This is a genomic window from Aporhodopirellula aestuarii (assembly GCF_023701485.1).
Taxonomy (GTDB): Bacteria; Planctomycetota; Planctomycetia; order Pirellulales; family Pirellulaceae; genus Rhodopirellula; species Rhodopirellula aestuarii.
Window position 1 is genome coordinate 1 of record NZ_JAMQBK010000127.1, and the last position, 14,779, is coordinate 14,779.

The 14,779-nt window shown below is 57.4% G+C and carries 10 protein-coding genes; 5 read left to right on the top strand and 5 right to left on the bottom strand.

Annotated elements, in window-relative coordinates; all coding sequences use genetic code 11:
• Positions 1-38: 38 nt before the first annotated feature.
• The 5 genes from NB063_RS31065 to NB063_RS31085 all read right to left on the bottom strand — a co-directional run bounded on the left by NB063_RS31065 (position 39) and on the right by NB063_RS31085 (position 8,261).
• Positions 39-2,450: a DUF6288 domain-containing protein gene (locus tag NB063_RS31065; RefSeq protein WP_250933563.1), complete on the bottom strand. Its 2,412-nt coding sequence runs from the start codon at positions 2,448-2,450 to the stop codon at positions 39-41.
• Positions 2,451-2,911: 461 nt separating this feature from the next.
• Positions 2,912-3,391 carry a PDZ domain-containing protein gene (locus NB063_RS31070; protein WP_407652750.1) on the bottom strand — a complete coding sequence of 160 codons (480 nt, stop codon included), beginning with the start codon at positions 3,389-3,391 and terminating at the stop codon, positions 2,912-2,914.
• Between the two features lie 355 nt (positions 3,392-3,746).
• On the bottom strand, positions 3,747-4,868 hold the full coding sequence (locus tag NB063_RS31075; RefSeq protein WP_250933565.1) for a hypothetical protein: 1,122 nt from the start codon (positions 4,866-4,868) through the stop codon (positions 3,747-3,749).
• Positions 4,855-7,614, bottom strand: a complete 2,760-nt coding sequence (locus NB063_RS31080; protein WP_250933568.1) for a serine/threonine protein kinase — start codon at positions 7,612-7,614, stop codon at positions 4,855-4,857. The genes NB063_RS31075 and NB063_RS31080 overlap by 14 nt, the downstream gene beginning before the upstream one ends.
• Positions 7,615-7,622: 8 nt before the next feature.
• Positions 7,623-8,261: a sigma-70 family RNA polymerase sigma factor gene (locus NB063_RS31085; RefSeq protein WP_250933570.1), complete on the bottom strand. Its 639-nt coding sequence runs from the start codon at positions 8,259-8,261 to the stop codon at positions 7,623-7,625.
• A 420-nt stretch (positions 8,262-8,681) separates the two neighbouring features.
• On the opposite strand from NB063_RS31085, the gene NB063_RS31090 reads away from it, so the two are divergent.
• The 5 genes from NB063_RS31090 to NB063_RS31110 all read left to right on the top strand — a co-directional run bounded on the left by NB063_RS31090 (position 8,682) and on the right by NB063_RS31110 (position 14,565).
• Entirely contained in the window at positions 8,682-10,148 is a 1,467-nt protein-coding gene (locus tag NB063_RS31090) for a sulfatase-like hydrolase/transferase (RefSeq protein ID WP_250933571.1), read from the top strand.
• 126 nt (positions 10,149-10,274) lie between these two features.
• Positions 10,275-11,756, top strand: coding sequence for a sulfatase family protein (locus NB063_RS31095; RefSeq protein ID WP_250933573.1), 1,482 nt, complete (start codon positions 10,275-10,277; stop codon positions 11,754-11,756).
• A 735-nt stretch (positions 11,757-12,491) separates the two neighbouring features.
• A complete protein-coding gene (locus tag NB063_RS31100) occupies positions 12,492-12,764 on the top strand; it encodes a hypothetical protein (protein WP_250933575.1) in 273 nt (90 codons plus the stop codon).
• Between the two features lie 81 nt (positions 12,765-12,845).
• Positions 12,846-14,120, top strand: a complete 1,275-nt coding sequence (locus NB063_RS31105) for an MSCRAMM family adhesin SdrC (protein ID WP_250933577.1) — start codon at positions 12,846-12,848, stop codon at positions 14,118-14,120.
• Positions 14,121-14,175: 55 nt separating this feature from the next.
• A complete protein-coding gene (locus NB063_RS31110) occupies positions 14,176-14,565 on the top strand; it encodes a hypothetical protein (RefSeq protein WP_250933579.1) in 390 nt (129 codons plus the stop codon).
• Positions 14,566-14,779: the final 214 nt, after the last annotated feature.

Sequence of the window (14,779 nt, forward strand, 5' to 3'; positions counted from 1 at the left end):
CCGGACTTCCCTACCCCTATCAGCAGTATGGAAATGCTCTAGTTCGGCGTTGCCTTTGAGATGCTGCGCAATTCAACCGACTCAGTGCCGTTTTCGATTCTTCTGATCAGGTCTCTGAGTTGGTCGATGATAGGCGACAGCATCCGCTGCTCGCTGTGGACGAGCAAGTCTTTTTCGAGCTGCCGAAGTTCAGGCAAAACAGGTTTGGCCGCTGCACCATAGGTTTCCAGCGTTTCCAGGCATTGCGTGATGCGTGGCTTCTTGCCCCACTTATCGATCTCCATAATCTCGATGCACAGTGGCATCCCCTCTCGGATGCGGTGCTTGGCCAGCAGTTCGACGCCGGCAAGTCGGACCTGATTGGCAAACATGATTCCGCTCGGTGCGGGCTCGACAATCGCTTGGTGGATCGCGGGAAGCAGTGGTTTGATTTCGTCGTAGGTAAGGTACTGAAACACCGTACCAACACTGCCGCGTGCTCGGCCATCTTCGTTCTGCAGGCCGACACGGACCGCTCGCAACAGGAGTTCACGGTCGACACCTTCCAGCGACCCTCCGATCAGACCGCCTCGACTGTTGAATAGACTGAAGCAGAGAAAGCGTTGCTCCATCCCTCTCGGATCGTTCTCCACATCGGTCATCGCTAGCCGCTGGAGCATCAATGGAATGGCCGACCTCGCGGGTTTGCCGATGCTGGCGAGGGCTTGTCCGGCAAGGATTCGCAGGCACAGATCGTCCGACTCTAATGCCTCAGTCAGAGCCGATACGCTGGCGGCCGGGTCGGCACTCGGCTCAAGCTGCCCGAGCGCCTCGGCGGCCCCGTAGCGGGAATAGCGATCGTCAGAGGCGATGAGTTGCAGTACGGCTGGCTGGAAATTGCCCTTACGCTTCCCAAGTTCCTCAGCCGAGCGTTTGCGAACCGAGGGCGACCAACTGGATAGCCCGTCAAGCAATTCTTTTTCGCTACGGTCCTGATACCGGAAGCGGTCCTTTTCTTTTGTCGAGAAGAAGCCCCGTCCCGCGGCAATGACCTCATCCACCTCCGACTGCTCGAGTGCCGGAACCGAACTGTTGTTTTTGCCGGTGATGTAAAGGCTCTTCAACGGCAAAGCATAGGCCAGCAGGTACGCACCCGTGCTATCGAAGTCGGCGTATTTCCCGTGCTCCTCTTCGCCATACGGCGATCCTTGGTACGGGTAGCTTCCGTCCCACTGGCGTCCCAGGTCGTAAAACCAAGATTGCTCGCGCCAATAAGCTGCGCTGGCTAACGAACCACAGCGAGACACGCCGGGCATCGCCCATAGGATGTTAAAGAAATTGCCTGTGTGACCACGTTCTCGCTCGTCGTATGCCGCCGTGCTCATCTTGGCAAAAAAACTCGCCGCTTCCCGGTCGCCTAGCAGATCAAATAGCACAGTGACCATGGAACACTTCCCGTTGTCTTCGTGACCGGGCCACGGTTCGTGATCCCCATAGGGAATGGCCCCCTTGTCAACATACCATCTTAGAAATCGGGCAGACCGGGTGATCGCAAGGTCCAGATCGGGATGATTCACGCCGGCCTCACGGGCCAGCACCATGGAGATTGTCAGTGGGATTCCCGGCGAATTCATACACCCGTATCCACCGACCCGACCGTCAGGCAATGCAAATCGATGGCCCCAGGAACCGACCTTACTTTGACCATGCGCAGCTTCCAGTGCCAGTCGCTTTAACCCAGGCATGACAGAGTCGTCGCCCGTCGCCATGACGTACTCGGCCAGAAACAGAATTCCATAGCCATAGTGCCAAGTCGCAAAGTCGTCGACCCAGTAACGGGATACCTGCTTGGCATAATCGGCAAGCAAGGGTTGGTACTTCGGCTGTTCGCTCGCCAACAGGACAAGGGCGTTGATACTGTTGGGGATCGAGACCCGGCCAAGCCCTTTCTTCGCGATCGCCTCGCAACCAAGTTGGAAAATCTTCGCCGACTTCTCACAGTCATAGGGGGCAGTATCACTGTAGGTTCCCATGACCGGAATCTGGATCTCGACGTTTTCCGATTGCCCATCGCGCCAGCGAATGAGATTAAGCACACCACGGGATTCTTCACGCTCCGCTCGCGTCAGGGCATGGGCGAATAATATCCGAGCGTCGTAATCGAATGGCTTGCCATCAATGCCCAAAATCACGTCACCCACTTCCAGGACTCCGTCCGCGGGGGAGCCTTTAGCGACCTTCGTGATCAAGATTTGACGGGCATCGGCAGTATGCATCCACGCATAAACCCAGCCTCGTGCGCCGGTGGCTCCGAGCGTCCAATCATGGCTGGGATCAGTTTTATCCCCCTGAGTAAAATCAGGAATTTTCGCCGGACGCTTGGGTGGCGGTGCCGCAGCACAAACGGAACTCACAACGGCTGCCGCAATGAATACGACGACAAATTGCTTGACCAGATTCTGAACGCTCATTCTGTCGCTTCAAACGAATGTGAAATGTAATCATGAATAGCGTCTTTCGCTGCAATGTAACGATACGAAAACAGCATATCTTTAAACCCTGATCGCGAATTGGAAGCTTGAAAGCCACTGGGTGACTCCCAATTTCACGGTGACACAGGGCCACTTGGTGACAGAGGTAGGCAAAATTCGACGCCGCCTCAATCACTTGCGCATAATGCCGTCCCTTCGGTCAAAGTTAATCGCTATAGCGATACAGAGTACGGCAACATCAGCATGCTGCAAGCCTTCACAGACCACGTTTTACCGCAAGTGCAGTATGTTCCCGCTAGTCTGGAGTTACTGGTTAATCGAAGTTAGGAAACGTTTTCGTGGCCACCGAGTCTTCAGGGCTAATGGGTCTTCAGGGTTACCGGGTCTTCAGGGTTACCGGGTCTTCAGGGTTACCGGGTCTGCATGACTACCGGGTTGGCTCAAAAATGAACTTGCCCGCGGGTGAGCCGAACATCCAAGTTCACCAACTGCATCGTGCGACGATCCTGAACCAACAACCGCACGTGACCGCCCGGTGACGCGTGGCGTTGCAGAAGCACGTCGATCGGGTACTGCCGGCCAAGAACGTTACCAACCTGTTGTCCATTGACGCTCACGATCCGATCGCCTGGCTCCAGCCCCGCGCGAGACGCCGCCGTGTGCGCGAACACCTGTGTCAACAAATGACCGGTCTCGGTGTAGTGACCATACACCCCCAAGTACCAACCGCCGTAAACGATCGGACCACGATGTGGGCCCTTCGGTTCCACGAACCCTCGCCCCTGATCCTCCGCTTCCACAAACGGAGCCATCTGCAGTTCGGGCATCTCTGCCCCCACATTCGCTGGCGGCCCATCCACCGGTACATCCGGCAACCCATCATCCGCCTGCCCCACATTGAGCAAGACAAACAAACTCACTGCGAGCATTCCATTCAATCGCACCAGCCCAAACCGTTTCATCTGAGTTATCTCCCACATATACGCCCGTCAATCTTAAACAAGCATCCCACACACCACCGCAGAGCGAAAAGCTTTGGATTTGTCTTCTCAACAGAAGCGTAGGCGAAGGATTTTCACACCTAACAACTGCCATCAGCACGACACATGTCGTCCCATCCGGACTCGCCCCTGGTATCCGCCCCTTTGTCCCGGACTCGCGTTCAGGGACATCACCTACCGCCGCCTTGCGGCTATCAAAACCTCAACCCCGAATGCTTTCGCAATTCACCCGTTTCCCCCATCCAATATTGTACGCATGTCGACAAAAAAAGCGTCAACAAGATTTACCACCGCACGTCTCGGATACACGCCCATGGTTTTCGCGGGCGACAGGCGTTTGGAAGAAACCGCCACGCTGCGTCAAAATTGTTGACACGAAAGCGAACGCGGCCAACCTCGCGCCAGTATCGCGGATGCGGATCGGATCTGGCGAACCGTGCACGACGTCGGCGAGTTCAGCGGCCAAGTCGACGTTCGACTGAGCAACTTCGTTCACATTCACCTTGCCACCATCCGCTTCCTCACCGCTTCCCGGCTCAGACGCCTGATAACCCATCAACCCGGCGAGCGTGCTGCCCAACAATGGCGACAGCGACCATCGCTTCACCGTTTCGCTCGACCCCGACACCCATTGCGTCATCGCGATATCTTGCACCTCTTCGCCCAAGTTGTCATCGAGCGATTCAGGCCGAGCCAGCGAACTGACTGACGCCTTTAACGGCACATTCTCTCGACGAGCACTCGCCTCCGGCATTTGGTCGACCGGGTCGAGCAAAGACATCGCCATGAACGTGTCTCGCTGCACATGTTCACCGAGCGATTCACGAACTAACGATGGCTCATCCGACAGACGCTGATTTTCTCGACCCATGAAATAATGGAACCGGTCCAATTCAATCTCGTCGAACGCACCGGATGTTTCGCCACCGGACTGAAATACCTTCTTCCCCGATTCGGTAACGAACCCTGGTAGCGTGATCATTTGGTTCGGATCCGACGCAAACTCGGTCGATTCTTCGTCCGGCGATCCATCCGCTGAACCTGGACCTTGCCCGTCAATCAACGTGGTCAGGTTGTCCAAGTCCTCTTCTTCCGGATCGGGCTCTGGCGTCGACGATCCATGTGGGTCCGTTCCTGCATCGGATTCCGGATCAGGCTGATCTAACGGAACGTCTCGCGACTTTTCTTCCACCGCGTCAACCTCCGCGAACGTTTCAGTATCCACGTACGCGGCATCCGTCTCGGCATACTCGCAATCGACCGCATCATTGGCGCAGTCGATCACGTAAATACCGATGTTCACATCCGATGCGAGAAGCAACCGCCCCTCCAACCGTTCGACCGCGTATCGATGACGCCGTCGGTATGTCGTTCGTTTCGTATTATGAGAAAACATTTACGCGTTCCTTGCCTGACTCCGCGTGCGATTTATTCAAAGGCGGGCCTTCGCCGCCAATGGATTCGATCGATTCGGGCGTCGATTCCGTTTGTTGTTTGAGTTGACGCAGGATCTGATCGAGCAGTTCGTTGTGCCGTTCCAAATATTGGCGATAACCCTGATGAAAAGGCGCGATCCGGACCGCCAAAGCTTGATATTCCATCGCCTCGGTCAGCCGTTGGACCGCCAAATCCAATTTGCCTTGATGTTGATTGAGCACGCCGAGGTTGTGCAACACACCGGCATACCGACTGAGCAATTGGGGTTCGCGAGTATCCGACGAACACAAATCGCGAAATACTTTTTCTGCCTCTAAGAATGCCGATCGAGCTTCCAGGTTCGTGCCCTGACTCCATAAAAGCTGTCCGTGATTGTTGTGTGCGATCGCGAGTTGCTGTTGCACGGCGAGGTCACTGGGTCGCTCGGCCCTTGCATCTTTAAACGCCGCGATCGAAGCACGCGTCAGTGAGATTGCCTCGTCGGTTTGACGATGCCGTCCCAACAGCGATGCCAGATTGCTCTGAGCGATCGCCAACTGACACGCCGGCGACAATTCAGTCGATGTTGCCGAAGACAAAAACGCCCCCGCCCCCGTATCGATCCCTTCCCGCAACATCTCAATGTTCTCACGCAGCAACCGCTCCGCTTCGTCCGCCTCGTCGTCCATCAACAATCCCGCCAACGTGTTACGACACTCGACGAGTTGTTTCCATGCGTGCATGTTCTCCGACGAACGATCAACAAACTCAGCGAGCTTCGACTCTGCGATCCGCAACCTCTCACGCGCCCGATCCGTCTCACCGCTCTCCCACAACAACCTTGCAAAATTCGTTTGCGTGGCGCCCCAGTGCGCGACCACGTCAGCGGGCACACCATCCGCACCCATCGCCGCTTCGTGCAAATCCGCCGCTTCAGCATACTCAGTGATTGCTTCCTTAAAACGTCCAGCTTGCTTATGCAGCGCCGCCAAATTGTGAACACTCAGAGCCAAATCCGCTTGCATCTCCGCATCGCCGAGCCCCCGATCGATCAATGTTCGGAAACCGTCGATCGCGGCCAAGTACGCGGCTTCGGCAGGCTCCTCGTTACCCAACTTCGACTCGGTCGCCCCCAACAAAAACTGCACCTTTGCAAGCTCGCCCTGCAACTCTCGGTCATCCGCCGCGTAGCGAACAAAGTCAGCGTAATAGTTCCGTGCCTCCGTCAATAATTCACGGCGCAGCACCTCGCCACCGGCGATCGACTCCAACCGTTCAGACATCAAACCGCCGAACCGTTCGACCGCCGAGTGAGCCTGGTTGAGATGATGCCGAGCTTCCCGCATCGCCAAATCCTTCTGGCTGCTGTGGTGCGAAACGATCGCCGTCGCGGCCGCGAAACCGACCATCGCCAACATCATCACCGCGAGGCTCGTCAGCACCGTGCCACGATGCCGCACCGCCCAACGAAACGCCAAATCGACTCGGCCAGGACGACGAGCCAGCGTCGGCTGTCCGTTGAGAAACCGCCGCAAATCTTCTGCCAGATCACCGCACGTTGCGTAACGATCATCTTTCGTTTTCGAGATCGCTTTTAAGATGATCGTTTCCAAATCCACGGGAATCGCCGCGTTGATCCTGCGAGGAGCCACGGGCGATTCGAATTCAACCGTCTGCAACAAGCGCTGACGGCAACTGCCCGCAAACGCAGGCTGCAACGTCAGCAATTCATACAGCGTAATGCCGAGCGAATAGATGTCCGTGCGATGATCGACTTCCTGCGGCCGACCCGAAATCTGCTCAGGGCTCATGTAGCGAGCCGTTCCGATTGCTTTCCCCTCGGCTGTCAAATTACCGGCATCGCGGCAGCGGGCTAAACCGAAATCAGCGACCCAAACTTTGCCTGCCGCATCCACCAACAAATTCGAAGGTTTGATGTCGCGGTGGATCACGCCTTGTTGGTGCGCATAATCGATTGCGTCCGCCACGTTGACGAACATCTCCACGATCGCGCGCACGCCATCCCGCTCGCGGACCGACCGCAGCGTCGTCACGCCGCCCCGGTTCACGACCGTCGTCGACGCACGTTCCACCGTTTCCAATTGCGACGCAAGCGCCACCGAAGCATTGTCGCGACTGACTGCCCGTAGCTCTTCGAGCGTTTGTTCGAGCGTGTTGCCGTTAATCAACTGCATGCTGTAGTAATGCACGCCCCGTTCGCAACCGACTGCAAAAACGGGAACGATGTGTGGGTGATGCAGCGACGCGGCCGCGTGCGCTTCGTTGCGAAAACGTGCGACTTGGTCTTGGTTCAGCACCGCTGCAAACGGCAACACCTTCAACGCCACGCTGCGACGCAACGACAACTGAGTCGCTTCGTACACGATCCCCATCCCGCCGCGGCCGATCTCACCTTTGAGTTCGTAGTCACCCAACGTCGGCGGGCTGACCGGCGACTCAACTTGGTCGCTCGGCTTTGGCACCGAACGGTTCATCCGGCACAACAACTGCAAACTCTCGAGATGCCCGGCCGCCTCCGTCTCCAATTCCGGATGCGCACGCAAAAACTCCTCGGCCGCAGTCTCGTCACCATCCTCGAGAACGTTGGCGTACTGATCGAGCAACTCGGCGAGCATCTCCTGGAGCTCCGTCGACGCCCCATCCCCGGTTTGAGCTTCGTTGATCGGAAGCCGAGGCAAGTCGAGGGTTAAGGTTTGATCACTCATAGTATCTATCACTCGTGGGTTACATCACTCATCGCTTCGCGAAGTTTTTCAATCGCCCGCATCCACAGCATCCTCGCCGCTCCCGCCGTACGGTCCATGCGGGCCGCAATGTCGGTAAATTTGAGTCCTTCGACGTGCCGTAGCACGATCACCTCGCGATACTCCTCAGGTAACTGTTCGATGGCATCGGAAAGAAGAGTCAAGTCGTCTTGGTGTTCGGCCTCCGATGCCGGGCCACGCCCATGAGCCGCGGTCATTGAAGACAACCGGTCGTGCGATTCATCTGCCGCCTTATGGAGCAATTCGAAAGGTCGCTCCCGTCGGAAATCTCGTTTCTCGGCCAGGAGATGCGTTTCAACAGCGCGGGCCGCGTTGTGCACCAGAATCTTCCTCAACCACCCCGTAAACTCCGCCGGAGTCGTCCCAACGAACTTGGTGAAGTCGCGATGCGCCTCCAGCAACGACTCCTGAACCAAATCGGAAGCCGACAGTCGGACGCGAATTCGTGGATCCAATTGGGAATGGGACAGCACTTTCAAATACCCGATGTAGCTTGCCAGTAAAGTATCCAAACTCGCCGCATCACCACTTTGGGCAAGACGGAGAAGACGAGTCGCCTGCCGTTGTTGGGATTTGTTCACATGCATCGGCCCGCTACTTAACCCAGGCCGCCTGATCGGGTGAGTGTCACTGTGCCATCATCAAATTCTCACCAAATTTCCCAACCGGACTAGTGCATTTCCAAACACTCTTCGCAGGTAAAATCGATGAGCTGGGAGCGTCGAGCTGGGAGCGTTGAGCGACGAGCTGGGAGCTGGGAGCTGGGAGCGTCGAGTTCCTCCCCATCCACCTTCACCCTCCTTCCGGGAGGGTCGGCCCGCTTCGGGCCGGGGAGGGCTCCACGGCAGCTCCCAACTCCCAACTCCCAACTCCCAACTCCCAACTCCCAACTCCCAACTCCCAACTAAAAACGATTCCCCCACACCCCACCCCAAACCGACTAAAATTCACGGCAAACGGCTCACCCGTTTCCCCAACCTCTCCCCCTCCCCCCAAAACTCCCACAAATGAAACGAATCCTCCCCACCCTCTGCCTCGCGCTCATCTCCGCCCTCAGCCTTCCGGCGGCCGAGAAAAAACCGAACATTCTCTTCATCCTCGTCGACGATCAATCGCCGTTTGACCTCAAGGCGTACGACCCTCAATCGATCTGCGACACGCCCACGATCGACAAACTCGCCGCCGAAGGGGTTGTTTTTGACGGCGCCTACCACATGGGCTCCTTCTCCGGCGCCGTCTGCACCCCATCGCGGCACATGATCATGACCGGCCGCACCGTCTGGCATTTGCCGAACTGGAACAACAGCCAAAACTGCCCCGACAACATTCTCGACAACGTGATGGCGGAAGCTTTTAACCGTGCCGGATACGACACCATGCGAACGTGCAAGAAAGGCAACAGCTACGCGGGAGCCAACGGGAAATTCACCGTCGTCCACGACGCCACCAAGCGCGGCGGCACCGAAGAAACCGGCAGCGCGTGGCATGGCAAACAAGTCCTTGAATATCTTGCCCAACGCGAAGCAGCCCAAGACGAAGACCCATTTTTGATCTACTTCGGCTTCTCGCATCCCCACGACACACGCGACGGCACACCTGAACTGCTAGCCAAATACGGCGCCGTCAACCACAAAGACAAATCCACCCCTCCCGCGCTCCATTCCAAACAGCCACCTCTGCCTGTCAACTATCTCCCCGAGCATCCGTTCCATCACGGCCACCCCGGTCTTCGCGACGAAACATCCGTCTCCGGGGTTTGGGAACGCCGCGACGAAGCCACGATTCGCAACGAACTCGGCCGTGAATTCGCGTGCAACGAAAACATCGACCGGCAAATCGACAAAGTGCTCACCAAACTCGACGCGATGGGCGAACTCGACAACACCTACATCATCTACACCGCCGATCACGGCATGGCCATCGGCCGTCACGGCTTGCAAGGCAAACAAAACCTGTACCAGCACACCTGGCGAGTCCCGTACATCGTCAAAGGCCCCGGCATCGAACCCGGCCGTGTGCAAGCGAACAGCTACCTGCTCGACACTTTACCCACACTCTGCGACCTCGCCGGCATCGAGATCCCCGACACCGTCGAAGGCATCAGCCTCAAACCTGTGATTTTCGGACAGCAAGCAACAGTGCGTGACACTCTATACGGAACCTACTCAGGAGGCACCAAACCCGGAATCCGCACCGTCAAGAAAGGTGACTGGAAGTTGATCAAATGGGACGTGATGGACGGAAAAGTTCGCGAGACACAACTCTTCAACCTCGCCGACAACCCGCACGAGTTCCTCACCCAAGACTTAGCCGAAGACCCCGCGTACGCGGACAAGCTAGCCGAAATGGAAGCTCTACTCCTAGAAGAGATGCGCCGCCACGACGACCCCTACCGTCTTTGGAATCAGCCCCAAGAAGAAGCCCAACCGATCGCGTCAAAATCGCCGCGTAAGAAGAAAAAAGGTGCCAACTGACCGTCGACAAGTCAGTTTCCGACGCGAAGGGTGCAGCCGACCGTACGATGGTCGGCTGCGCACTCGAGGACGCGAACAGCGTGTTACGGTTAAACGATCATTCTCCCCATACCACCGGTGCCTGTAATGAAAACGCTTCTTTTGATTTGCGTCCTCGCAATGAGTTCGCTGTCGGTCGCGGCGGAACAACCCAACATCGTTTACATCATCTGCGATGACCTCGGTTACGGTGATGTTCACTGTTTAGCCCCTGAGACATGTAAGATCGCCACACCTCACGCGGACCGCTTGGCCGCGCAAGGCATGATTTTCACCGACGCGCATGGTGGTTCATCTGTGTGCACCCCGACGCGATATGGCATCATGACGGGACGGTACAGTTGGCGGACACCGTTGCAAAAGGGCGTCGTTACCGGTTTTGCCCCCAACCTGATCTCCGAAGATCGACCGACCGTGGCGAGTGTTCTGAAAGCGCACGGCTACACGACAGGAATCGTCGGCAAGTGGCACTTGAACTTCCAGTACGCTGATCCTCAAACGGGCGAAATTTACTCACGCAAAGAGTACAAGAAACCGCCCGTCGGCGCCCGGATTCCAGACGGTCCGACCCAACGCGGGTTCGATTACTTCCATGGGTTCCACCACGCTCGTGACATGGAAGCCGTGATTGAAAACGACTGCGTCATCGAGCACGACGCCGTCATCAACATGCTGCTCCGACTCACCGAGAAAGCCGCCGCGTGGATCGACGAGCAAGCTCAAACGGACCAGCCGTTCTTCCTCTACGTACCGCTTGGTTCCCCACACACCCCGATCGTGCCGAGCCCCGAGTGGCAAGGCAAAAGCGGGTTAGGAGATTACGGCGATTTCGTCATGCAAACCGATCACGCTGTCGGCGAAATCACCGCCGCACTGCAGCGAAACGGATTGACCGACAACACGCTCGTGATCTTCACCAGCGACAACGGGTGCTCGAAAGCGGCGGGGATTCCCAAACTCGCCGCGCAAGGACACCTCGTGTCGGCGCATCTTCGCGGCTCGAAAGCCGACCTGTGGGACGGCGGGCACCGCATCCCGTTCATCGTCCGTTGGCCGGAGAAAGTCGCCGCGGGATCACAGACCGACAGCCTTATCTGCCTGACGGATCTGTTGGCGACGACGTGCGACATCCTCGGCATCGAAATGCCTTCGGGCAGCGGTGAGGACAGCGTCAGTTTTCTGCCTGAATTGTCAGGGAAACCGATCGAATCCACACGCAATGGGGTGATCCATCATTCGTTTAGTGGCCATTTTGCGTACCGCCATGGCAAATGGAAGTTGCTGCTGGCCCGAGCATCGGGAGGCTGGAGCTCACCCAACGAAGCCAACGCGCCCGCGGACTCGCCGGTCGCGCAGCTCTACGACATGGAAACCGACATTGGTGAGCAACACAATCTCTACACCGAGAAGCCCGAGATCGCCGCGCAGCTGCTCGAACTCTTAGAGCAAGACGTCAACCGAGGCCGCAGCACCGAAGGTGAACCTGCCCAGAATGACACCTCAAATATCGTCCTCTGGAAGAGCGGCCAAACCAAAGAAAAACCTCGCAAGAAGCGGGCGGAGCGGTGAGCGGTGAGTGATGAGCGTTGAGCGTTGAGCGTTGAGCGACGAGCTTCGAGCCATCCACCTTCACCCTCCTTCCGGGAGGGTCGGACCGCTTCGGGCCGGGGAGGGCTCCACCCAACTCCCAACTCCCAACTCCCAACTCCCAGTGCTGAAAGTTTTCCATGAGCTGACGCCCATGGTTACATCATTTCACCACTTCGCGGCGGTTTGAGCGGCAGGCATGCGGCTAGCCGCGACCGCCTTCGCAACAGGTTTCACAGATCCGGTGGCAGGCAGTGCACTGGAGTTTGCCGCGGATGTCGATCAGGTGACCGCCACACACCGGGCAAGCGGGCGCGGACGAACACGAACTCGTTACCCCGCTTGGTGCACGAGTCGTGTTCGATGCGGGTGGCAGGTTCGATCCGGGGTTCGGGGCGGGCGGCCCTGGTGTAGCTTCGTTGGACATGCCCCCTGTGTAGTGAATTTTCGCCGCCCTCACAATCCGGCCGAGGACAATCGCCGCCTCTGACACCGCGAAAATGTCGCTGCGCATCCATCGCAGGAGGGATTGAATTCGGTCACCAGTCCGTGGCAATTGTCGGCCATTGACTCCGTCCAAGGTGCTAGTAGTTGGCAAGCCCAATGAAAATTCGCAGATCAGATGGGCGAGGATTGTGACTTTTTGGGTTTGCAAACGTCCTTCTTTGAAAGATCTACTCACTTCCCAGGCCTCACGACTCAACGCAGGAAACCGAAATGTCTGCACGCCCCCGATCGACTCAACTCGAAGCCGATTTTGGCGATGAGCATTCTCACTCCATTCTCGATGACGCTCGGGATGATTGGTTCGCTCCCTATGAACGCCAACGTGACGAGGCGGAGGAACTGCGGCCGACCGATGACATTCTGTGGCATGAGAACGCGCTCGCGAGCTTGCGGCTTCTTTCCGCGATTCTGAATGACCGCGATTGCATCTCCGCTGACGCAACCACGGGGCAACACGAACGACTGAATTTGTTCGGCGCGTGACAAATCGGGTAGCGGTTCGGTCTTACAACTTAGACCGCTTGGTCGTCACCCATCCTGACTCCCCATCGAAGGACCTTAACCATGAGACGCACCACGACTCGACGCCGTTTACGAGGAATCGAAGGCCTTGAAACACGCCGCGTGCTGGCGGCGGCGATCTCGGTGGTGGACGGATCGCTGTTGGTGGAAGGTGATGCCGAAGGCGAGATCGCGATCGTCGATCTCGGCGACGGAACATTGCAAGTCACCGAGAGCGGCGCCGGTGCGGACGGCGAAGATTCGGTGGAGGTCGTCGAAGGGGTCAGTGATGATATTGTAATCGCACTGGACGCCAGCGGAGCAGATGCCAATGACACCGTATCGATCGACTTGTCCGCCAATTCCGTTGCTGTCGACACGGTCTTTACCGCGTTGGGTGGCGGCGATAATTCGATCAGCCTCGAGGGAGGAGAGATTTCGGGCGACTTCGTCGTCGAGTCCGCCGACGGCAATGACACGGTGGCGATTGCGTCCGAGGCAACAGTGGAAGGCAATGTCGAAACGTCACTCGGCGAAGGTGACAACACGCTCGATATCCAAGGCGACATCGGTGAAAACCTTGCCGTTCGTGCCGGCGACGGAAATGACACGGTCACGATCGGAGAAGACTCTGAGATCGGCGGCGGTGCCCGCATCGGACTGGGCGACGGGGATAATTCCGTCGACGTCTCCGGCCAGATCGCCTACGACTTGAACCTTCGCGGCGGAATTGATGACGACACGCTCACGCTGCTCGCCGAATCGGTTGTTTCGGGCAACGTCAATGCATCGTTAGGTGAAGGCGATAACAACATCACGGTCGATGGAACGGTGGAAGGCGAATTGCTCGGTCCTGAGTTCGCAGACGAGGATAGCTCGGAGGTTGCCTGCGACGACAGCCTCCAAAGTGACATGGATGCAGAGGTAGCCGGCGGTGAGAGCTTGGTCGGTTTCCACGGTCGACCTGCCCCCGGCATGCGAAATGAAGAAATCGAAAGCGGCGAGTGCAGTCACGTCGACGGCGAGACGACGGATGAAAGTGATATGGGAAGCGACGTCGCCAGCGATGACGAAACTGACTCGCTCGACGAAGCCGACTCGCTCGACGGGACCGATTCACTCGATGAAACCGACTCGCTGGATGAAACCGACTCGGTCGACGAAACGGTTGGTAGTGCTTCGTCGTTGGTCAGCACCAGCGACGAGGACACGGACGAACTCGATGACGACACGAACGTTTCGGTTGAAACCAGTCTCGGCCTCATCGATCAAACCGCGCGTGACGAGACCGGACGACGCCATGGTCGCTCGGGAAACGCACGAACCGAACAATGCTAGAAAATTCACTGTTGATCAACCTGCTACCCATTTGAATGCTTAAAGGAATTTCGCCATGAAAAAATCACTCGTCGCCACTTTCGTTTTGGTCGTCGCCATGACAGTGCTGTTGCCCGTCCAAGCCCAACGTCCACCACGGGGTGGCGGCCCAATGGGACCACCACCGGCGCAGGCCGCCAGCGACATGACGGCGGACCAGGCCTTGCTTCGATCCGCACAATTGGCCAGCCAAGCGGAAGCGGCAACCGTTACGATGCCGACAATTGAGGAACTCGCGGTGATGATGCTGGCGAATTACGACGCTGACGAAAGTGGAGCGCTCGATCAAGCCGAATTACAAAACGCCCTCGTGGCGTTACGGACGATGATGCAAAGTCAAACGACACAAGCCACCACCAACGCGGCCCGAATCCAAGCCAACGCCCTCCGAGCCCGAGCGAGGTGATAGCTGTTAGCTGATAGCTGATAGCTTTTAGCTTTTAGCTTTTCCCAACCGCAAAGCGGCGATAGATAAGTCCCCAGGGGCACGGGTATGCGTTTCATTCCCCAATCCAACGCGGACGGCAGAACATAATGCGATGACGCGTGTCATGCCTTCGGCACTTGTGGTGGCAGAGGGTGCCATGCTCCATGGACTTGCGTCCTTGTCATTACCCACA

What these genes read in the sequence shown, in the direction of transcription:
- NB063_RS31065 (WP_250933563.1), bottom strand. Translation starts at nt 2,450, where the DNA reads ATGAGCGTTCAGAATCTGGTCAAGCAATTTGTCGTCGTATTCATTGCG.
- NB063_RS31090 (WP_250933571.1), top strand. Translation starts at nt 8,682, where the DNA reads ATGAAACGAATCCTCCCCACCCTCTGCCTCGCGCTCATCTCCGCCCTC.
- NB063_RS31095 (WP_250933573.1), top strand. Translation starts at nt 10,275, where the DNA reads ATGAAAACGCTTCTTTTGATTTGCGTCCTCGCAATGAGTTCGCTGTCG.
- NB063_RS31075 (WP_250933565.1), bottom strand. Translation starts at nt 4,868, where the DNA reads ATGTTTTCTCATAATACGAAACGAACGACATACCGACGGCGTCATCGA.
- NB063_RS31080 (WP_250933568.1), bottom strand. Translation starts at nt 7,614, where the DNA reads ATGAGTGATCAAACCTTAACCCTCGACTTGCCTCGGCTTCCGATCAAC.
- NB063_RS31100 (WP_250933575.1), top strand. Translation starts at nt 12,492, where the DNA reads ATGTCTGCACGCCCCCGATCGACTCAACTCGAAGCCGATTTTGGCGAT.
- NB063_RS31085 (WP_250933570.1), bottom strand. Translation starts at nt 8,261, where the DNA reads ATGCATGTGAACAAATCCCAACAACGGCAGGCGACTCGTCTTCTCCGT.
- NB063_RS31105 (WP_250933577.1), top strand. Translation starts at nt 12,846, where the DNA reads ATGAGACGCACCACGACTCGACGCCGTTTACGAGGAATCGAAGGCCTT.
- NB063_RS31110 (WP_250933579.1), top strand. Translation starts at nt 14,176, where the DNA reads ATGAAAAAATCACTCGTCGCCACTTTCGTTTTGGTCGTCGCCATGACA.